The following is an 18,715-nucleotide window of genomic DNA, read 5'->3' as shown; positions in this document are numbered from 1 at the left end:
GAAAGTTACAGGAGGAAAAATCTGAAAAAATCATAAAAAACTCAACCGGCCATCATAATTGTCGCCAAACCGGCCAGGATAATTGACACGGGACAGTTGCCATAAAAGTACCCAAAGGGACTCGTGTGTATGAAGGAATCGCGCATGGCATTCATAAGGGGCCAATTGGTGGGGGTAATCAAATCATACTGAACAAAGTTAAACCGGGATGGGAAATAATAAAGCATTGAAAACAAATCACATGCTTGCATACTGATTGAGATAGAGAAAAAATAGCTTACTCACCATATAATCAAAAAACGGAGATTTACGATGAATCGTGCTGTTACTCCGACACTGATGCTGATTCCTGCTGAAATGCTAGGTCAGATATTAGTCTTGTTTCTCGTACTTGGAGGTATCTGTATGGTGGTAGGTGCAAAAAGAGCTTCTTCAGCATTAATCACAACAGCCATTGCATTACCCTTTATAACCGTGATTGTTGAAGCACTTTTTAATGATCTATTCGCAATAATCCCGGCTCAGCATGTTCAATTGGTTGCCTGGCTATTACAGGGCATTATCTACTTCATAATATTTGGTGGATTAATGGGATTCTTATTTGGTCAATATGTGTGGAATCAAGCAAAAGGCCATCTACTCGCGGAAGCCATCATAGGAATATTCAGACTAGCATTCAGTTGGAAGTTCCTCATGCCATTGATTGGGCTGAGTATTTTATTCTTATGGCGCTCAGGATAATTTGCAGCATCAATCTTTATTAAAGTTCTCGTATTTGTACTGTTTTCGGTTTGCTCGGCAAGTGCTTACTTTCGTGTTCAACCGACAAGAACCTAATTAGATTCATGTAGTGCCATAATTCTGAGTTTAAAGAAATTAATATCTTTGAAACTATAAGCCATCCTGCTGCCGACATTGAGACGAAGTTTTGCAATCACCCGGGCTTGTCAATAGCGGAGCAAAAATTGCTATTCTTCGCTTTATGTTACTATCTCGCTTGGTGACTCAGTGGTGACTCAAGATGAGAAGCCATTCAAAATAACTAGGTAACTCATTGTATTTATGGTGCTGTTGAGAGGAGTCGAACCTCCGACCTACTGATTACGAAACGTAACCTAGAATTATATGCTATTACAAATCAATTGCTTACAACGCTTGCTGTAGTCAAAACAAATTTCAAACAACCACAAATTAAGGTATATCAGTTGTAATTTGGCACAAATTTGTCACAATAACTTTCTGGGTTATTTGACATGCCAAATTAGAAAGGAAGTCCTTTTGAAATATCAAGGAGCACAGGATTGCACATATTATTGGTTACTTGAATGTTTAATCAATAAACAGGTGTGTTCGGTATAAGATAAAAATTATTTTCTTTATGAATTGTCCGTCAAAATTATTCAAGTATGTAATTCCAGACCGTATCGATATACTCAATAATCAACTTATACGATTTACTCAGCCATCTGCACTTAATGATCCGTTTGAATTACAGCTTATTTTTGGTGATTTATTCTCTGAAAATGAGTTAAATGATATGTTTGAACTTAATATAAAGTTTTTTGAAGAAGCATTAAATAAACAGCTTTTAAGACACCCCAAGAAAACTCGAAAAAAAATAGTAAAACAATTAGTTTCGCAAGTCCAAAAAAATCCACAAATTCTTCAAGAAGAAATAAATAAAATTGCTCCAACTATAAAAAATGCAATCTACGAATATACCCCTAAGGCTAAACAAATATTTTCTGATGTCCTTCAAACTGTTGGAATATTAAGTCTTTCAGAAAAGTTTGATCACCCACTTCTTTGGGCGCACTACGCTGATTCTCATAAAGGCTTTATTATTGAATTTGAGCCCGAGCATATTTTTTTTAATCGTCGTCGTTCCGACAAGGATGAGTTATTTCATCTAAGAAAAGTTAAATATATTAATAAATCATCAATTGACGATATGACTTTATCGGAGATGCATGGTGACGATATTTTAGCTACAAAAGATATATCCTGGGAGTATGAGGCTGAATGGAGAATGATTGTTCCACTTGCAAGCGCAAATAAAACATTGGAAGGCCCGGACAAAATTCATCTTTACACAGTTCCATTATCGTCGATATCATCAATAATTGTTGGTGCGCGTGCAACATCTATGCTTTATGAAGAGCTAAGAGCCATCTTGGCATTGCCAAATTTCGAACACATCTCCTTAAAGAGAGCTAAATTAAATACTGTGAATCAAACTATCCACATTAATGAATAATCTATAATTTTTTTCCTACTTTTTTCAGTAGTTCTAATCCATTTCCGCATGAATCGCACTAAGACTTTTTCTCACTTATCAACGCTGAAAGCTAAAGAGTTAGTGCATAAACGCCAGGGAAATTTAGGCTCATAAAATAGATAAAACTTGAAATTGGTTTGAAAAAATGAACTACATATTTATACAACGTTTGATAATTTTAATTTAGATCACTGTTGGCTGTAACGTTTATAGAGATCATCAATTTTTTTAATAGCATCATCTCTTTCTTTTTCTGTTTGAAGTTTGTTAAGCCCTTTTATTTCTGTCGCTTCATCACGTGTCCAATGACTTTCATAAAAATACTTGCGAAAATGTGATGCTATCCCTGAATCATCAATACGAATCCAATAATTTTCTTCTGGTTGTCGTGTTTCAATTCCAAGGCACACAAAATGATTATCTACTCCAACTAGATCAATGAGACGTATGCTTGCGTTTGGATCTAAAACTTTTATAGCAAAATTGTTATCTTGCCAGTGATTGGTGATTAAATCTTTAACATGTTGAACTTTTTTTTCATTATCAAGCGTAACGATTCTGTATGTGTCCGATTTTCCAGAATAAATTCTTGAATCAAGTGCTGTAAGGTATGCTTTTGATTTATTTGCTTCGCCTATTGATCGTGACGAGTAACGAGTTGTAAAAAGATCGTCACTAGAAAATTCTTTAACTGCCTTTTTTAAAGCTTCACATCTTTCTTCGGCAGTTATTAAAGTTACCTTTGGTCCTTTATTTAGTGAATTGTGTAGCTGTTGTTCGAGCCAATATACTAGCGTTACTAAAAAAAATGAGCCACCTATTACTCGCATAGTATTTGCAATCATTTCTTTCCAATCAATGTTGGCCGCAGATGAATCAACCCAAGCTGAACCCAAAACCAAGAGGCAACCAACAACTAAAATAAATATTGTACGTAATATGCTCATTAGTATTCTCCTTGCAAATGTTGCTGAATTTGGCAAAAAAGACTAAAACTTTACAATTGAAATTTCTACATTCAAGTAACATGAGAAACAAAAATATATTTTCCAAAAAACTAACAGAATTTTGAAATCATGGCTATAAAAATAGCTAATGATTATTTGATATTAAAAGCAAAAGTATTCCGATCTGCTTTTAGAATCCTGCTGTCCTCCGGAGCCATGCGTCGCTCTCACCCCGGAATGAGTGACGACATGGGTTCGGAGGACAGCAGGGTTAAAGCCTGTCCTCTGGTGAATGCTGAGCTCGCTTTTGTGTTTGAACTGTGAAATGATGAAAAAAAGCAAGACTAAACCAACGTCAGCCAATCTTGTCCAGTCTCACCTGCAATGTTTGACAGTGAAACCTAACTATGAGAAATTATGTATGTTGTAAGTCGCTCTTTAAAAAGTCATATGCAAATGTCCGGGTTTTCAAGACCTGATAGATACTTTGCGCCAAAATAGCCTATAGATAATCATTTATTCAAATACTTAAATTATATTTATGCGCTTAAATACACAATGACCAATTTAATCTAAACGGGGAAAACTAACTTACGATCAATGACCAATTTAATCTAAACGGGGAAAACTAACTTACGATCAAAATTCTATTCGTGAGACTTTTAAATAAATCTTAATAGTAAAAACATCGAAACTGACCTATCCCCGACCAATCTATATTTAAAATCTAAATACTCAATAGCGCCAAAATCCCACACTAATTTTTTTAGAAAAAACATTTAATTCATTCCTGCGCTAACAAATCCCTATTGAAACAAAATTTCTTGAACAAGTAACACCACTCTGACTGCTGTGGTATGCCTTTTTGCGTCTTGTGACTTCATTTTTAATTTTTTAATGGAGTATTAACATGAGCAATAATAGTTTTGTGAGTGGAAGTGTGTCCGGTGAATCTGTTAGTTTTTATGGTGCATTACCAGAATATGTGACCGTAAGGCCGTCTGACGGGGAGCGCGAGAATCGCGCCCCGGACGGACGGTCTTGTGGTAAGTCTATACTGGGTACGCCGCCTAGTAACACAGTACCCTCAAACGACAATAACAAACATTTCAAACCGCTGCTGCTGGGTATTGATAGTCTTTATGTTTCCTATTACGGGCAACTGGCAGAGGATTGGGATAAAAAATTATTTGAGTTGAAAGAGAAGGCGCAATCCGATGATGAAAAAGAGCAAGCCTTAGCCCAAGTTACAATTGGCTCGCATCTGTTTGAAGTTCGCGACAAAGGCATGCCGCGTTTTCCCTATGTTCTGTTAGATAATTGTTTTTTTATAAAAGTGAATCGCGGCAAATCCAGAAAGTCGCCTATGGCGCATATTCAGATTTCCAGTGAATATCTGGCGGCTGTCGGGGTGGAATCTGCAGTACAAGATTTAGGCTTTATTATCAATACACTGGGTTTGGTACATGGTTCAGCCACTATTAGTCGTGCTGACCTGTTTCTTGATTTTACCTGTGTTGATGATCTTTATGCTATTCGTCAGCCTGACTGGGTAACTCGTGCAAATTTAATGGCCATGTATTTTGATTGTCGTCTGGATGATCCTTTTACAGGTTGGGTTATCGGTATAGGTGGCGATGTGCATGCCCGTTTGTATGAGAAAGTGGTCGAAATTAAAACCAAATCCCGCAAAACTTGGTTATTCCCACTATGGGAAGCCAATGGGTGGCAAGGTGACGGAAAAGTCTGGCGTATGGAGTTCCAGATTGAAAAGCAGTTTTTAAAGCAAGTATTGATTTTTAGCTTATCGAATTTATTGGAATTTCAGGCTGAATTGTGGCGTTATCTTACACATGATTGGTTGCGCTTGACCATCCCCAGTTTGACCGACAAAAAACGGGATCGCTGGCCAAATCACCCACTTTGGGATGATATCGCCAATGTGTACTCATCGCCAATAGATCAGCCTCGTTTGAAACGTTTCAGACCTGAACGATTGCCCCATGATGAGCGTATCTTTATTCATGGTTTGGGTGGTCTTACATCATTCATGGCGCGTGAAGGTATCAAAGATTTTAGCGAGGGTATCGGTGAATTTTTGCATCAGGCCAATAAATACCATGCACATAGTGCCGGTGGTTTTTGTGGTTATATTCAACGCAAGGTAAAAGCCAAAGGTAGAAAATACAACACGATCAATAACCGTCAAAATTCTGTTGGAGATATTCAGGAAAGAGATCAGAAAGCTAGAGATTATCGACGAGTGAAGGAAGGCGAATGAAAACGCTAACCCTCGAAGAAGCAGCCCTTTTTCTTAAAATGCATCCCGAAGTAGTACGTGGTCGTGCCAAAGCCGGAATTATTCCGGGCGTTAAGGCGGGAAAACGTTGGGTATTTATTGAAGATGATCTTGTTGCCTACCTGCGCTCGGAGTATGCTTGTCGTTGGCAAGCGTTGCAAGTGGGACATGAGGAGAAACAATTATGTCACTCTTTAAACGTGGAAAAACGTGGTGGATCAGTTTCACCACACCAAGCGGCGAACGTATTAGATGCTCTGCTGCAACAGAAGATAAAACCCAAGCGCAGGAATTCCATGACAGACTAAAAGCCGAATCCTGGCGTGTTGCAAAGCTGGGTGATAAGCCAAGGCGTACATGGGATGAAGCGGCCTATAAATGGCTGATGGAGACACAGCATAAAAAGACACATCATGATGATATGGCAAAAGTTGACTGGCTTCAGCAGTTTTTTAGAGGTAAGTATCTGGATGAACTGACGCGGGATGAAATCGCAAGGATTGGTGAATTAAAGCTTAAAGAAACAAGCCCTGCAACGGCTAACCGTTTATTGGCTTTGATTCGCTCAATCTTGCGGCAAACTGCGCTTGATTGGGAATGGATTGATAAACCGCCTGTTATCAAGTTGTATCGTGAAGCAAAGCGACGAGTGCGTTATTTAACTGCAGAACAGGCATGTTTGCTAATTCGAGAATTGCCGGAACATTTGGCGGATATTGTGCAATTTTCACTGTCGACAGGTTTGGGGCGTTCAAACGTAACAGGTTTGGTATGGTCGCAAGTGGATTTGCAAAGAAGGGTTGCATGGATACACGGTGATCAAGCAAAAGCTGGTAAACCGATCCATGTAACGCTAAACGATACCGCTATTGCAGTATTAAACAGGCAAATTGGCAAACATCCTAAGTCTGTATTCAGTTATAAGGGTAATCCAATTACTCAGGTGAATACAAAAGCTTGGTATAAGGCGTTAAAACGTGCTGGTATTGAGGATTTCCGCTGGCACGATTTGCGCCATACCTGGGCGAGTTGGTTAACTCAGAATGGTGTGCCATTAAATGTCATTCAGGAGATGGGTGCATGGGAATCTGCGGAGATGGTGAGGCGTTATGCACACCTTGCGCCTGCGCAGTTTTCTATACATGCAAGTGTCGTGGATAACATGCTAAATGGCACAACTTTGACACAATCGAAGTAAAACTTCAGTGGTTGCGTTTCTAAGTCTTTGATTATTGGTGCTGTTGCGCGGAATCGAACCGCGGACCTACTGATTACGAATCAGTTGCTCTACCATCTGAGCTACAACAGCGTTTTGTTTTAAGACGTATTAAAAGGAATCTATAATTATAGTGGTTTGTAAAAGGGTGGGCAAATAGTTGATTGCTGACCTCATCGGTAGGGTTGTTTATATGGATTAGGTTTTTTCTATATATCTTACCACTGCTGTCCCGTTAACTTTTCTATCAGAACAAGGTTGGCTGGTTATCATCTTTGTAACACCTGATAGGCGGTGGATCGCCTCGCAGCAGCGCCATGAGATCACGTTTTTCGAATAGGTTGAGGTGCAATAATCGTAATATCTGCTGCATGCTGATCTGAATTTTTGACTGGAATTTCATAAACGCGATCAGCAGATAGACACATAATGCGATCCAGATTTGTGTCATGACTGCATTCTTGCTTGTTCCGGTAAATGATTTAATCTTAATTCTACGTAACTACTCACCTCATACTTTATGAGCTTCACCCGCCAATGCAATCTGAATGGCGATTAGCGGGTTATATCCCTTATTGGCCATGCACAAGTGGCCAAACAGAGGCCGGCTATAGAGCTGCAAAGACATTGTCTCCAACATAGCTATCATGACTAAAGGGAGCATCAGTGAAGATACAATCAGACATGACAACATTTAAACAAAATTACCGGAAACAAAATTCTTCTTGCAAATATCGGGAAGTCCTTATAGAGGATTTTAGGATAAACAGTGTTCGAGGAGGTGTCTGTCAATCGCTCACACCAGTGCCCTATCAATATGATATTGCCTGGTACAAGCGTTACCGTGGTGTTATGCGGCAAGGCGCAGCACGCAGGAAAGGGTTGCTCTCTTTTCAAGTACTGTAACGCAGTTGCAGAGCATCACGGTAGCGCCCTGTGGGTGGGCTTGTCAGCACCCATGATCTGCGTTGCGTCTTTTGACAATATAACGGCTATTGCCTGCAAGGCACGCCTTGCCATGGTCACTGACAAACTCACTGAGCCCGGCAATATCATATTGATAGGGCACTAGCAAGACGATATGTCTGCGGCCTGCATTGACAAGGCGATGCGTCTGCGCTTTTCATCAACATCGATAACACCGACTTTGACAACCTGCCCGGTTTTGACAACAGTGTGTGGATCCTTGACATAAGCATCAGCCAGCCTGGAAATATGCACAAGCCCGTCCTGGTGTACGCCGATATCGACAAACGCACCAAACGCTGTTACGTTGGTGATAATGCCCTCGAGCACCATGCCGGGGTATAAATCCTTAATGGATTCAACGCCGTCTTTAAACGAAGCCGTAGTAAATGATGCCCGCGGATCCCGGCCGGGTTTGTCAAGTTCCTGCAGTATGTCTTTGACTGTCGGCAGACCAAACTGCGCGTTAGTATAGTTTTCGGGGTAAATTGATTTAAGCGCTGCGTGATTGCCGATCAACTCGGTGATGTCCAGTTTGATATCCCTCAGTATCCGCTCTACAAGCGGGTACGATTCCGGGTGTACGGCAGAGGCGTCAAGCGGACTGGCGCCATTGCGAATACGCAAAAACCCGGCAGCTTGCTCATAGGTTTTTTCACCGAGACCGGGGACGTTTAATAGTTCGCCGCGTTGCTGGAAAATGCCGGTATTGTTGCGATAATCGATGATATTGTCTGCAATGCGGCTGTTAAGCCCTGCAACATAGCGCAACAGGGCCGGGGAAGCTGTATTGGCATCCACGCCCACGGCGTTCACGCAGTCTTCAACAACGGTATCGAGTGTCCAGGCCAGTTGTTTTTGATTGACATCATGCTGGTATTGACCGACGCCGATTGACTTTGGGTCAATTTTGACCAGTTCGGATAATGGATCCTGCAAGCGCCGCGCAATCGAAACGGCACCGCGCAATGATACATCCAATTCGGGCAATTCTTCAGATGCCAGCGGAGAAGCGGAGTACACTGAAGCACCGGCTTCGGATACGATAAGCGACTTCAATTTTAGCTGCGGGTATTGTTTGATCAGTTGTTTGATCAACAGACCGGTTTCTCTTGAAGCGGTACCGTTGCCGATGGCAATCAGTGAAACACGGTACTGTTCGGCCAGTCGCTGCAGGATTTCAATGGCTTTATCCCGGTCATTATGCGGCGGGTGTGGATAAACCGTGGCGGTTGTCAGAACTTTTCCGGTGGCGTCAACGACAGCCGCTTTAACGCCGGTTCTAAATCCGGGGTCCAGGCCTAGAGTGATGTGCGGGCCTGCTGGCGGCGCCAGTAGCAGCGCTTTTAGGTTTTGCGCAAAGACCTGATTTGCTGTAGTTTCGGCGCGTTGCTGCAGTTGATTGAGCAACACTGTTTCCAGGTGGGTAAAAATTTTACTGCGCCAGCTTGAGCGCACAGTGTCTATCAACCAGGTATCGGCTGGACGTTTTTGCTCATCAATTTTGAATTGCCGTGCAATCATGGATTCGCATGGATTCAGCTCGTCGCTGTTCGGTTTTTGTTCTAAATCGGAATCCAGACACAGCTTCAATTTCAAAACCGATTCCCGAGCGCCGCGTAACAAAGCCAGTGCGCGGTGAGACGGTATTTTGCCGATTGTTTCGGCATAATCGTGATAATCGGTGAATCTGGTATCGGTGGCTTTATGTGCTTTGGTTGCTTTGGCGGTCAGAACCGCATGGCGAAACAGATAGCCGCGTAATTTTTGCAGTAAGGGTGCATGTTCGGCAAAACGTTCGATTAAAATCTGCTGTGCACCTTCCAGTGCCTGACCGGTATCGGCGATGCCAGTATGATCGCCTGCTTCCGTGGTAAACGGAGGCGTCAAAAAATGCACTGCCTCATCATGAGGATGCAATGCCGGATTGTTTAGCAAACGATCCGCCAGCGGCTTGAGACCGGCCTCGTGCGCCATCTGTGCCTTGGTGCGGCGTTTTTTCCGGTAAGGCAGATATAAATCTTCCAGCGCTGCCATATCCTGTGCATCAGTTAGTGCTGTGTGCAGCGCCGGTGTCATTTTGTTTTGTTTCTCAATGACGGCGGTTATCGCGCTGCGCCTTTTCTCAAGCTCGCGCAAGGCATGCAGTCTTTCTTCCAGGAGGCGTAACTGGTTTGCATCAAGGCCGCCGGTTACCTCTTTGCGGTAACGGGCGATAAAAGGGACTGTGGCGCCGTCATCGAGCAGCCGAATAGCCGATTGAATACGTGACTGATTCACTGCAATCTCTTGTGTCAGGCGTAACGCAATACGCTGCTCTGAAGGGGATTCATTAATCGGCGGCATCATAATTAATCAGGCAATCAGTATGTGCGGTACATTAAACCCAAAACGTTTCTCAGATTTGCAAAAATCGCCGTCAGGCGTATTTTGCGAAGCAGACTATACAACAAGTTTACAGATAAAGGCGAAAACTTACATGAAAAAGTGTTTGCAGTATGGATATTGCCGATGGTATTGCCGGTGCAAGCGAGTGAGCCGATGCGCTGCGGCTCGAATCTTATCGTGCTGGGCAATACCAAGTTTGACGTCTTAAGGGATGAACTGGATTATATTGAATTGATATCGAGTGCTATTGAGCGCCGCACGGAGGAATGGTAGTACGACTCGGGTGCCGCAAGTTTTCCGCGTGTACTGACTTTTGAGGGATATCGCTTAATTAGCATTCAAACAGTATCCAGGCGTTGATGTTGTCGGAATCACTATTTGTTCGGCTTAAATAGACACAGGTTGACGGTTTAGGTTTGCGTTGAATTGGTTAAGCGAGAGAATGTCCTTGAAATAAACCGCAGTAGGCGGCTCAATTGAAAGACGTTGTTTTTTAAAGATGAAATCTTTTTTCATCATCCTAAAAAACTGATGCCAATAAATGCCAGTCCGCCTGTCCCGTAAATAAAAGGACTGTCCCAGGTATGCGGCGAGAGTGCTTCAGCCAGGGTAATTAGCAGCGGTAACGCGATCAATGCGATGATCAGCTGCACTGTAGTGAAATGATGCTGAAAAAGAAGGACAGCGATCAATGTTGTGAGGTATACGCAGGCGCTGCCCAGATAAGTACGTACATACTTTTTCTGAGTAAACAGTGCGCTAGTGACGTATGACCGCTTGCCAAAGCGTATACCGACCGGTTCGGCTAGGCCGTCGCCAATACCGTTGGCCAGAATGATAATCATGATCCACGGCAGCATGTCCCGGTTTTCGAAGTAAGCAAGCAGAGGGATCAGCACTAAATAGCTGGCAATAAACTGGGTATAAAGCCAGGTTAGTGTCAGTGGCCGGTCTTCAGGCCTGTCAATCGAACGAAACATTACCAAAACCGGTTTGATTCTGCGGCGGATGGGTGCAATAAACAAAGTCAGATAAGTCAATGCAAACACGATGTCCATGAGAAACGTAGCGGCGCTATAAGGATATTCAATAACAGATAACAGCAAGACCGGCAAGAAGAAAAACGCGAAGTGATTAATTTTTCGTGTGTAATTGACTTTCAGATTGCGGTGGATGACCAACTGACCATTCACATAATTGATCAGACAAAGCAATGAATAAAACAGGGCGTGGTGCAGCCAGTATTCTAAAGGAATATTCATTTCAGTATTAATTTGTTCTGAACTTGTAAACTATAATTAACCCGTCCCTTCAATTGAATCAAACCTGAAACTGCACTTTGGAATGACATAGTAAAGTCATCATGTGTTTTTGCGGATGTTCTTCTGTCCGAAGTAACTATGCTTTTGGGTTGTTTTTTTCGATTCCAAGAAAATTCGTTGTTTTTGCGAAAAAGAGTTTGATCATATTCCACAACTTCGGCAGCAGCCAGATTAATAGTACTACGAAAGCAAAGAACAAAATAAGAAATACCGCAGGATAATTAAGCGCTATCCATAAACCGCCCACTACCAGAAGATCTTCGGAAATAGAGGCCGTCCAGTTGGAAGCCGGCTCGGGCGAGGTATTGATCATCAGACGCGTACTTGCCTTGGCTGTATGACTTGTTGCGGCGATGCTCCCGCCCAGTAAGCCGGCGGCTATTTCCAAAACAGGCGAGACATCGCCGGCTGCGCCAGCAGCCAGTATAGCGCCGGCCGGTATCCGGACAAAGGTGTGAATGACATCCCAAACAGAATCTATACCGGGAATCTTGTCAGCGGCAAACTCGATAAAATACACGATCCCGGCAGCAACAATAGTCAAAGGATCTTCAAGCACTGATAATTCGGCGGGCAAGTCAATATATCCCGTTGACCCGCCGAGACCTAATACCAGTAAGACAGCATATAAATTAATGCCACTGGCCCATGCGGTTCCCGTCAGCAACGCCAGCGTTGCCAATAACGCATCATAATTTTCCATAAGTTGCTGTCATCAGTCAGGCAAAAAAATTGATTCCTTTGTCCGGAAAACAAACAGAATTGCACATAACACATGACGACATTTTCTAATGGACGTAAGATAAAGGCTTGCAAAATTCAAAAAAATATTAATGCATAGCCCTAACTGCAGGAGCTTATAGAAATGGAATGGGTTATAGTTAGCCTGGCTGGATTCCTCGGTGGAGTATTAAATGCAGTCGCAGGCGGTGGCAGTTTTGTTACATTGCCTGCTTTGATTTTTATAGGTGTTTCTCCCGTTTCAGCCAACACCACAGGCACAGCAGCGCTTCTCCCTGGTTACATGGCAAGCGCTTGGCGATTCAGGCATGATATCAATTACCCTGCTGGCTTAAATCTTATATCCATAATATGGATAGCGATCTTCGGCGGCATCGCGGGCGCTACGATCCTGTTACTGACAAATGAACAATTGTTTTTTGCGCTAATTCCGTGGTTAATTTTGTTTGCTACAATTGCTTTTATATTTGGACCTTGGCTTCTACGAAGAAACACTGCCATTATAAAAAAACCAGAGGATAATCTCAATTTTTCCAAAAAAAGAATTGTAACAACATGGTCGGCGTTGTTTGCTGTTTGTATATACGGTGGATATTTCAACGGCGGGCTAGGAATAATATTGCTGGCAGTCCTGGGCTTGATGGGTCAAACCAGTTTACACAGTATGAATGGGATAAAAAACATTATCTCAGCATTACTAACCACGATTGCGGTTGTTGTTTACGCTTTAGGAGGCACAATTATATGGAGCTATCTTATACTGATGTGTATAGCGGCAATTGCTGGCGGCTACTTTGGTGCAGCATTCGCATACCGTTTATCCCAAGAGAATATACGCTGCTTTATCGTACTTGTCGGCTGTTTAATGTCCATAGCATTTTTTCTGCGGTAACGGTGATGAACAAAACGGCCTAATGAACATGGTTTTAGCTGTAACGTCCAAAAATCTTGTTGTTGCTGAATCCTATAGTAAAAACATCAGATAAAAAACAAATTGCGGGATTTTTTAATGTCTGTAGAAGTGAGGACGGCCTTACCTCTCTATTTCAACTGGGACGACCCAACATACTGGAGAGGTTTCTATGTCTTCTAAATGGCTTATTCTTATTGTTGCAGGATTATTTGAAATCGGGTGGGCAATAGGGCTTAAATATACCGAGGGTTTTACTCGTCTATGGCCGTCGGTCTGGACATTGTTTGCAATATTAATCAGCATCAGTTTACTCGGTATTGCGATGAAGTCATTGCCTGTGGGAACTGCCTATGCAGTTTGGGTTGGCGTGGGTATAGTTGGCACGGCAATATATGGCATGATTGTGTTTGGAGAATCAACAGATTATGCACGGTTGTTTTGTCTTGGACTTATCGTAACAGGAATTGTTGGACTCAAACTTTTAATGCCTGCCTGATATTTGCTATCCATATACTGCTGCCGGGTGCAGTGCGCTTGTCAGATTCATGGATAAACAGGAAGTTAACAGCCTGCTGAGCTTCAATTCTATTTGTTGACAGTATCCGTAAAGCGGATGTTCGTAAAATATGGATTTTTAGAAGCACCCTGAAGTCTGTAAGGTAGCGCAGCGAGGTGTGGCTGGCCGTTAAACATTATTAAGCGTTAAGGAGCCGCGAATAAATAGGTGTGACAGTTAGTTATGAACGACTCCTAACCATAAAACAAACTTGCCAGTTCAATGCCCGGATCATCCGCGCGCATAAATGCTTCGCCGACCAGAAATGCATTGACATTGTGCTGACGCATTAATGTTACATCTTCCGGTGTATGAATACCGCTTTCGGTAACGATAATACGGTCATCCGGAATCTGATACAGTAACTGCAGCGTTGTATCTAGACGGGTTTCAAACGTACGCAGGTTACGGTTGTTGATGCCGAGAAGCGGGGTCTTGAGTTGAAGTGCAAGTGATAGTTCTTCAGTATTATGCACCTCGACGAGGACCGACATGCCCAGTTCATGCGCCAGCGCAGTCAACCTGGACATCCGGCTGAGTGCGTTCCGGTCGAGACTGTCCAGCTTCTCAATGTCGGAATCACTGCCTATGATAAATGCTGCGGCAATAAGCAGAATACAGTCTGCACCCATGACGCGCGCTTCTGCAATCTGATATTCTTCAAGTATGAAGTCCTTGCGTAGTACCGGCAATTGACAGGCGGCGCGTGCCTGCCGCAGGTATTCGGGTTCGCCCATAAAATACTGTCTGTCCGTTAGCACGGACAGACAGGCTGCACCGTGTTTTTCGTAAGACGCCGCGATTTCGGCAGGATTAAAGCGCAAATGCGGTGCATGTGACGATTTGGGGCCGCGCAATACGCCTTTGCTCGGACTGGCCTGCTTTATTTCGGCAATCACAGCGGATTGGCCGGTGGTTATTTTGTTTTGAATAGCCGCGGTAAAGCTACGCGCGGGTTCAGCGGACTTGGCCGCTGCCAGCATTTCGCGCCAGGGTGCCCGGGCTTTGGCCGCAGCGATTTCCTGCACCTTGGTGGCAAGGATTTTTTTGAGAATATCTGACATAAAATTTCTTTAGTTAAGCTCAAGTCAAACGCTGGTTGGAAAATGCCACCAGTTCATGCAGCTTCTGTAACGCCGCGCCGCTTTCAATTGCGCGCTGCGCCGAACGAATACCTTGTGCAAGTGAATCTGCGACGCCCGATACATAAATGGCCGCCCCGGCGTTTAGTAAGACAATATCCCGCGCCGGACCTTTTTTATTTTCCAGCACAGAGAGCAGCATTGCCTTCGCCTGGTTACTGTTGTTGACTTGTATCGAAGTGATGGACGCCGATTGCAGGCCGAAATCTTCAGGCCGGACAGTGTACTCAGTGACGCTGTCCTGCTTGAGTTCGCCGACACGGGTTTCACCGCTGATCGTAATTTCATCCAGGCCGTCTGCGCCGTTGACAACCATTACATGTGTGCTGCCTAGCTGTTGCAGTACATGCGCCAGAACAGGCACCAATCTGGCGTCAAATACGCCGAGCACTTGGTTTTTCGCGCCAGCGGGATTGGTCAGCGGGCCAAGGATATTGAAAATGGTTTTAATGCCGAGTTCCCGCCGTACCGGCGCAGCATGCTTCATGGCGCTGTGATAATTGGGCGCGAACATGAAGCCAACGCCTATTTTGCTGATGCTGTCGGCAACCTGTCCGGGTGGCTGGTTTAAATTAATTCCCAGCGCTTCAAGCACATCGGCGCTGCCTGATTTGCTGGAAACAGAGCGCCCGCCATGTTTGGCCACCTGAACGCCTGCAGCCGCGCTGACAAAAGCCGCCGCAGTGGAGATGTTGAAGGTATGCGCTGCATCCCCGCCGGTGCCGCAGGTATCGATTAAATGCCGGGTGCCGGCGACGTTGACGGGTGTTGCAAACTCGCGCATGACTTTGGCAGCGGCGGTGATTTCACCAACCGTTTCCTGTTTGACGCGCAGACCGGTGATTATGGCTGAAATCAGCGCTGGTGAGACTGCTCCCTGCATGATCTTGCGCATGAGTGACAGCATGTCGTCATGCTGAATTTCCTGATGATTGATGATGCGATGCAAAGCTTCCTGAGGATTCATACTATTGTTTGTCAGTGTTGCGTTTGCGTTAAAAAATTTTTCAGCATGAAATGACCGTATTCGCTAAGAATCGATTCCGGATGGAACTGTATGCCTTCGACATCCAGTGTTTTGTGTCTGACGCCCATGATTTCGTCGTCTTCTGTCCAGGCTGTGATCTCCAGACACCCGGGCAATGTGGCGCGTTCGATGACCAGGGAATGATAACGCGTTGCGATGAACGGGTTAGGCAGGCCGTGAAATACGCCCTTATCATGATGAAAGATCTGCGATGTCTTGCCGTGCATCAGCTGCTTGGCGTGAATGATTTTGCCGCCGAACGCCTGTCCTATACTTTGATGACCGAGACAAACACCGAGAACCGGTAATTTTCCACTAAAATGCCTGATCACTGACAGGGATATGCCTGCTTCATTGGGTGTGCAGGGGCCGGGAGAAATCACAATTCTCTCCGGGACCAGCCGTGTGATCTTGTCCAAATCGATTTCATCATTGCGGTGCACCACGACATCTTCACCAAGTTCAGCGAAATATTGCACCAGGTTATAGGTAAAGGAATCGTAATTATCGATCATCAATAACATATAATAATTGCTGTATGATTGCTGTTTGGCAGCAATTTGTTTGTAGCGCTGCAACAAAACTGTCCGGATTCTATTGCAGTCAAAATAAGGAATTTTAACAGTTCATGCAGTAATTTGGGCGCTGATACTTTGATTGCGGGGAAAAATATTTGAATGGATAGCCGAGACCCGGCATCGTGTCGTTATCGAATACCTGTTTCGAAATTCTCAGTTGAATGTTTGTTACCAGCAAGCAGTCAAGTTTATTTGATGTTATCGCTGAAATTCAGTAAAATCCAGCCTTTTTAACCCCTTGTCTTACCATATATTTATGGAAGGCTTTACCCAAAAGGAATTGTGAACAATAATGATGCGACATTATGAAATCATATTTATAGTGCATCCCGATCAGAGCGAGCAAGTGTCGGCAATGATAGAACGTTACCGCGGCATAGTTGCAGCTAAAAACGGCAAAGTACACCGTCTGGAAGATTGGGGCAGGCGTCAGCTTGCTTATCTGATTCAGAAAGTGCACAAGGCGCACTACGTTTTAATGAATATCGAATGCGATCAGGAAACACTGAATGAACTCGATTATGCATTTAAATTCAGCGATGCCATTTTACGTCATTTAACGATCAGAATGAATGGGCCGGTTACGCAACCTTCGCCTATGATGCAACAAAAAGAGAAGGATGACGCAGTACCGCCACCGGTTGGTGAAAAAGAAAAAACGGACAAAGCAGGCAGAGCACCCGACAGTGCTGGACCGTCCAGTGAGGCCAGGGATAGCGGTGGATCAGAAGATACTGAAGAATCCAAGGCGGCGGATACGGTACAGTAAATAAATAATCAAGTGGAATGCAACCGGACGGTTATCTGTGGTGAAATTATCCGGATGGGCGCATTACGCTATACACCGGCCGGCACACCCGTGATCGATTTTGTTGTAAAGCATCGGTCGCGTCAGAAGGAAGCACATATTTCACGGCAAATACAGTGTGAATTGCACACTGTAGCGCTGGGTGATGCGGCAAAAACGATTGCTGAAATGAACACAGCCGGCAGTGTCAGGATAACCGGGTTTCTCAACAGAAAAAGCCACACCAGTCAACAGCTGGTATTGCATGTAGAACACATCGTTAAAATTTAATTGGAAACAGGAAAGCATATGTCACGTATACACAGGCGAAATGATGGTAAAGATAAAGAAAAGGAAAGGAGAGCCAACCGCCCTCTGTTCAAGCGCAAGAAGTTTTGCCGCTTTACCGTTGAAGGTGTGAAAACAATCGATTATAAAGATATTGACGTTTTAAAGGATTTTATCGGTGAAAACGGTAAAATCATTCCGGCGCGTATTACGGGTACGCGGGCGTTCTATCAAAGACAGCTCGGCACAGCGATAGAACGGGCGCGCTTTCTAGCGCTATTACCCTATACGGACCGTCACTGAGGAGTAAAAACATGCAGATTATTTTGATGGAGACTATAGCCAAGCTGGGGCGGTTGGGTGACGTTGTCAATGTAAAAAGCGGTTACGCGAGAAATTATCTGGTCCCGCAAGGAAAAGCACAACGTGCTACAGAACAGACCATTGCAGAATTTGAAACGCGGCGCGCAGAACTGGAACAAAAGCAGGCTGATGTTCAGGCGGCGGCAAAGGCAATTGCCGATAGACTGGAAGGTTTGATGCTGCAAATCACACAAAAAACCAGCAACGATGGTAAGCTGTTTGGTTCCGTTACAAATGCCAATATCGCCGAGGCTTTGAATGAACAGGGATTTGTTATCGACAAATCAATGATACGCATGCCGCACGGCCAATTAAAACAGGTTGGTGATTATTCGATCAAAGTAGTGTTGCACGGGGATATTTCAGCACAGGTTACCGTTTCTGTGTTGGGCGAAACGGCGATCTAACCCAATGGGATGGACTCTTCCCTAAACCGGCATCGATGTGGCAGACTGGAAGATTAACTCCAATAGCGAGTCGAAGAAAAGGGGGACCCGGGATGCGCATATACTCACCACACTTCAAGTTTCGGCAGTCAAGCGCAACCGATAATCTGAAAATTACCGGTCAATAGCTTCATGGTACCTGCCATATAGGTTTTTTTCTCGAAGAACCGCCAATATCCGTTCTATCAGTTCAGATCAAGTGCATATGGCGGCTGGAGGGCCATCTGTAAACGGTAATGGTGCGCGTTTATCGCAGATAACGTTAAATATGGAGAGCGTCGGGATGCTGCCGTGCAATCTGCTGTGATAGTGCTACCGCGATTGCGCGTTGATAATGTCATCATGGCGAATGATTGAAAGCTCGTTCTGGATGCAGGCCAAAATAACTTGAACAATATGGCCTAAGTACTCCCTCGTAAAATGCCCGATACAGGATAAAGTGTTCAAGTTATTTTGGC

At 44.0% G+C, this 18,715-nt stretch carries 21 protein-coding genes, 1 tRNA gene and 1 pseudogene; 14 read left to right on the top strand and 9 right to left on the bottom strand.

Features of this window, described 5'->3' with window-relative positions; all coding sequences use genetic code 11:
- The first annotated feature begins 312 nt into the window (after positions 1-312).
- Together BMY60_RS09405 and BMY60_RS09400 are read left to right on the top strand one after the other, a co-directional pair.
- Entirely contained in the window at positions 313-741 is a 429-nt protein-coding gene (locus tag BMY60_RS09405; RefSeq protein WP_090333159.1) for a hypothetical protein, read from the top strand.
- A gap of 637 nt (positions 742-1,378) precedes the next feature.
- Positions 1,379-2,257 (top strand): DUF2971 domain-containing protein, encoded by an 879-nt coding sequence (locus BMY60_RS09400; RefSeq protein ID WP_090333158.1) that lies wholly within the window; start codon positions 1,379-1,381, stop codon positions 2,255-2,257.
- A gap of 209 nt (positions 2,258-2,466) precedes the next feature.
- On the opposite strand, the gene BMY60_RS09395 is transcribed toward BMY60_RS09400, so the two are convergent.
- A complete protein-coding gene (locus BMY60_RS09395) occupies positions 2,467-3,225 on the bottom strand; it encodes a hypothetical protein (protein WP_090333156.1) in 759 nt (252 codons plus the stop codon).
- 129 nt (positions 3,226-3,354) lie between these two features.
- Between BMY60_RS09395 and BMY60_RS09390 the strand changes: the two genes are divergently transcribed.
- The 4 genes from BMY60_RS09390 to BMY60_RS09375 all read left to right on the top strand — a co-directional run bounded on the left by BMY60_RS09390 (position 3,355) and on the right by BMY60_RS09375 (position 6,722).
- Positions 3,355-3,549 (top strand): hypothetical protein, encoded by a 195-nt coding sequence (locus BMY60_RS09390; RefSeq protein ID WP_090333155.1) that lies wholly within the window; start codon positions 3,355-3,357, stop codon positions 3,547-3,549.
- Between the two features lie 586 nt (positions 3,550-4,135).
- On the top strand, positions 4,136-5,506 hold the full coding sequence (locus BMY60_RS09385) for a hypothetical protein (protein ID WP_090333153.1): 1,371 nt from the start codon (positions 4,136-4,138) through the stop codon (positions 5,504-5,506).
- The gene (locus tag BMY60_RS09380; RefSeq protein ID WP_090333151.1) at positions 5,503-5,832 is read left to right on the top strand and encodes a helix-turn-helix domain-containing protein; all 330 of its coding nucleotides are present in this window, start codon (positions 5,503-5,505) and stop codon (positions 5,830-5,832) included. Before BMY60_RS09385 ends, BMY60_RS09380 begins: the two co-directional genes overlap by 4 nt.
- On the top strand, positions 5,742-6,722 hold the full coding sequence (locus tag BMY60_RS09375) for a tyrosine-type recombinase/integrase (RefSeq protein ID WP_256250779.1): 981 nt from the start codon (positions 5,742-5,744) through the stop codon (positions 6,720-6,722). Before BMY60_RS09380 ends, BMY60_RS09375 begins: the two co-directional genes overlap by 91 nt.
- A 35-nt stretch (positions 6,723-6,757) precedes the next feature.
- On the opposite strand, the gene BMY60_RS09370 is transcribed toward BMY60_RS09375, so the two are convergent.
- Positions 6,758-6,833: transfer RNA gene (locus BMY60_RS09370), tRNA-Thr, on the bottom strand.
- 154 nt (positions 6,834-6,987) lie between these two features.
- Positions 6,988-7,239: pseudogene (locus tag BMY60_RS09365) on the bottom strand (IS4 family transposase); the annotation flags it as partial.
- Between the two features lie 167 nt (positions 7,240-7,406).
- Here BMY60_RS09365 and BMY60_RS15380 point away from each other — a divergent pair.
- Entirely contained in the window at positions 7,407-7,646 is a 240-nt protein-coding gene (locus BMY60_RS15380; protein WP_143057405.1) for a hypothetical protein, read from the top strand.
- Positions 7,647-7,808: 162 nt separating this feature from the next.
- Here BMY60_RS15380 and BMY60_RS09355 read toward each other — a convergent pair whose 3' ends face one another.
- The gene (locus BMY60_RS09355; protein WP_090333146.1) at positions 7,809-10,055 is read right to left on the bottom strand and encodes a Tex family protein; all 2,247 of its coding nucleotides are present in this window, start codon (positions 10,053-10,055) and stop codon (positions 7,809-7,811) included.
- Between the two features lie 81 nt (positions 10,056-10,136).
- On the opposite strand from BMY60_RS09355, the gene BMY60_RS09350 reads away from it, so the two are divergent.
- Positions 10,137-10,367, top strand: a complete 231-nt coding sequence (locus BMY60_RS09350) for a hypothetical protein (protein ID WP_177166642.1) — start codon at positions 10,137-10,139, stop codon at positions 10,365-10,367.
- A gap of 242 nt (positions 10,368-10,609) precedes the next feature.
- On the opposite strand, the gene BMY60_RS09345 is transcribed toward BMY60_RS09350, so the two are convergent.
- Positions 10,610-11,356, bottom strand: coding sequence for a hypothetical protein (locus tag BMY60_RS09345; RefSeq protein WP_090333143.1), 747 nt, complete (start codon positions 11,354-11,356; stop codon positions 10,610-10,612).
- A 136-nt stretch (positions 11,357-11,492) separates the two neighbouring features.
- Entirely contained in the window at positions 11,493-12,119 is a 627-nt protein-coding gene (locus BMY60_RS09340; protein ID WP_090333142.1) for a DUF4126 domain-containing protein, read from the bottom strand.
- 162 nt (positions 12,120-12,281) lie between these two features.
- On the opposite strand from BMY60_RS09340, the gene BMY60_RS09335 reads away from it, so the two are divergent.
- Both BMY60_RS09335 and sugE read left to right on the top strand, forming a co-directional pair.
- The gene (locus BMY60_RS09335) at positions 12,282-13,049 is read left to right on the top strand and encodes a sulfite exporter TauE/SafE family protein (protein ID WP_090333140.1); all 768 of its coding nucleotides are present in this window, start codon (positions 12,282-12,284) and stop codon (positions 13,047-13,049) included.
- Positions 13,050-13,239: 190 nt separating this feature from the next.
- Positions 13,240-13,566 carry a quaternary ammonium compound efflux SMR transporter SugE gene (gene sugE / locus BMY60_RS09330; protein WP_090333139.1) on the top strand — a complete coding sequence of 109 codons (327 nt, stop codon included), beginning with the start codon at positions 13,240-13,242 and terminating at the stop codon, positions 13,564-13,566.
- A 254-nt stretch (positions 13,567-13,820) separates the two neighbouring features.
- Here sugE and trpC read toward each other — a convergent pair whose 3' ends face one another.
- Genes trpC through BMY60_RS09315 form a run of 3 tightly spaced genes read right to left on the bottom strand, consistent with a single transcriptional unit; the run spans position 13,821 to position 16,319 of the window.
- On the bottom strand, positions 13,821-14,690 hold the full coding sequence (gene trpC / locus BMY60_RS09325; RefSeq protein WP_090333137.1) for an indole-3-glycerol phosphate synthase TrpC: 870 nt from the start codon (positions 14,688-14,690) through the stop codon (positions 13,821-13,823).
- 19 nt (positions 14,691-14,709) lie between these two features.
- Positions 14,710-15,735, bottom strand: a complete 1,026-nt coding sequence (gene trpD / locus BMY60_RS09320; protein ID WP_090333136.1) for an anthranilate phosphoribosyltransferase — start codon at positions 15,733-15,735, stop codon at positions 14,710-14,712.
- A gap of 11 nt (positions 15,736-15,746) precedes the next feature.
- A complete protein-coding gene (locus BMY60_RS09315) occupies positions 15,747-16,319 on the bottom strand; it encodes an anthranilate synthase component II (RefSeq protein WP_090333165.1) in 573 nt (190 codons plus the stop codon).
- Positions 16,320-16,668: 349 nt separating this feature from the next.
- Here BMY60_RS09315 and rpsF point away from each other — a divergent pair, with 349 nt between their 5' ends.
- Genes rpsF through rplI form a run of 4 tightly spaced genes read left to right on the top strand, consistent with a single transcriptional unit; the run spans position 16,669 to position 18,218 of the window.
- Positions 16,669-17,142 carry a 30S ribosomal protein S6 gene (gene rpsF / locus BMY60_RS09310; RefSeq protein ID WP_090333163.1) on the top strand — a complete coding sequence of 158 codons (474 nt, stop codon included), beginning with the start codon at positions 16,669-16,671 and terminating at the stop codon, positions 17,140-17,142.
- Between the two features lie 12 nt (positions 17,143-17,154).
- Positions 17,155-17,451, top strand: a complete 297-nt coding sequence (gene priB / locus BMY60_RS09305; RefSeq protein WP_090333134.1) for a primosomal replication protein N — start codon at positions 17,155-17,157, stop codon at positions 17,449-17,451.
- Between the two features lie 18 nt (positions 17,452-17,469).
- Positions 17,470-17,751: a 30S ribosomal protein S18 gene (rpsR, locus tag BMY60_RS09300; protein WP_090333133.1), complete on the top strand. Its 282-nt coding sequence runs from the start codon at positions 17,470-17,472 to the stop codon at positions 17,749-17,751.
- An 11-nt stretch (positions 17,752-17,762) separates the two neighbouring features.
- Positions 17,763-18,218 carry a 50S ribosomal protein L9 gene (gene rplI, locus BMY60_RS09295; protein WP_090333131.1) on the top strand — a complete coding sequence of 152 codons (456 nt, stop codon included), beginning with the start codon at positions 17,763-17,765 and terminating at the stop codon, positions 18,216-18,218.
- Positions 18,219-18,715 lie beyond the last annotated feature (497 nt).

Origin of the sequence: Nitrosomonas sp. Nm51, assembly GCF_900111165.1 — a bacterium.
In the GTDB taxonomy this organism is placed as follows: Bacteria; Pseudomonadota; Gammaproteobacteria; order Burkholderiales; family Nitrosomonadaceae; genus Nitrosomonas.
The sequence above is the reverse complement of the archived record's forward strand: the minus strand, read 5'-3'. Positions and strand labels throughout refer to the sequence as shown.

What these genes read in the sequence shown, in the direction of transcription:
- rplI (WP_090333131.1), top strand. Translation starts at nt 17,763, where the DNA reads ATGCAGATTATTTTGATGGAGACTATAGCCAAGCTGGGGCGGTTGGGT.
- BMY60_RS09380 (WP_090333151.1), top strand. Translation starts at nt 5,503, where the DNA reads ATGAAAACGCTAACCCTCGAAGAAGCAGCCCTTTTTCTTAAAATGCAT.
- BMY60_RS09390 (WP_090333155.1), top strand. Translation starts at nt 3,355, where the DNA reads ATGGCTATAAAAATAGCTAATGATTATTTGATATTAAAAGCAAAAGTA.
- BMY60_RS09315 (WP_090333165.1), bottom strand. Translation starts at nt 16,319, where the DNA reads ATGTTATTGATGATCGATAATTACGATTCCTTTACCTATAACCTGGTG.
- BMY60_RS09335 (WP_090333140.1), top strand. Translation starts at nt 12,282, where the DNA reads ATGGAATGGGTTATAGTTAGCCTGGCTGGATTCCTCGGTGGAGTATTA.
- BMY60_RS09395 (WP_090333156.1), bottom strand. Translation starts at nt 3,225, where the DNA reads ATGAGCATATTACGTACAATATTTATTTTAGTTGTTGGTTGCCTCTTG.
- rpsR (WP_090333133.1), top strand. Translation starts at nt 17,470, where the DNA reads ATGTCACGTATACACAGGCGAAATGATGGTAAAGATAAAGAAAAGGAA.
- trpD (WP_090333136.1), bottom strand. Translation starts at nt 15,735, where the DNA reads ATGAATCCTCAGGAAGCTTTGCATCGCATCATCAATCATCAGGAAATT.
- rpsF (WP_090333163.1), top strand. Translation starts at nt 16,669, where the DNA reads ATGCGACATTATGAAATCATATTTATAGTGCATCCCGATCAGAGCGAG.
- sugE (WP_090333139.1), top strand. Translation starts at nt 13,240, where the DNA reads ATGTCTTCTAAATGGCTTATTCTTATTGTTGCAGGATTATTTGAAATC.
- BMY60_RS09340 (WP_090333142.1), bottom strand. Translation starts at nt 12,119, where the DNA reads ATGGAAAATTATGATGCGTTATTGGCAACGCTGGCGTTGCTGACGGGA.
- BMY60_RS09385 (WP_090333153.1), top strand. Translation starts at nt 4,136, where the DNA reads ATGAGCAATAATAGTTTTGTGAGTGGAAGTGTGTCCGGTGAATCTGTT.
- trpC (WP_090333137.1), bottom strand. Translation starts at nt 14,690, where the DNA reads ATGTCAGATATTCTCAAAAAAATCCTTGCCACCAAGGTGCAGGAAATC.
- BMY60_RS09400 (WP_090333158.1), top strand. Translation starts at nt 1,379, where the DNA reads ATGAATTGTCCGTCAAAATTATTCAAGTATGTAATTCCAGACCGTATC.
- BMY60_RS09405 (WP_090333159.1), top strand. Translation starts at nt 313, where the DNA reads ATGAATCGTGCTGTTACTCCGACACTGATGCTGATTCCTGCTGAAATG.
- BMY60_RS09345 (WP_090333143.1), bottom strand. Translation starts at nt 11,356, where the DNA reads ATGAATATTCCTTTAGAATACTGGCTGCACCACGCCCTGTTTTATTCA.
- BMY60_RS09355 (WP_090333146.1), bottom strand. Translation starts at nt 10,055, where the DNA reads ATGATGCCGCCGATTAATGAATCCCCTTCAGAGCAGCGTATTGCGTTA.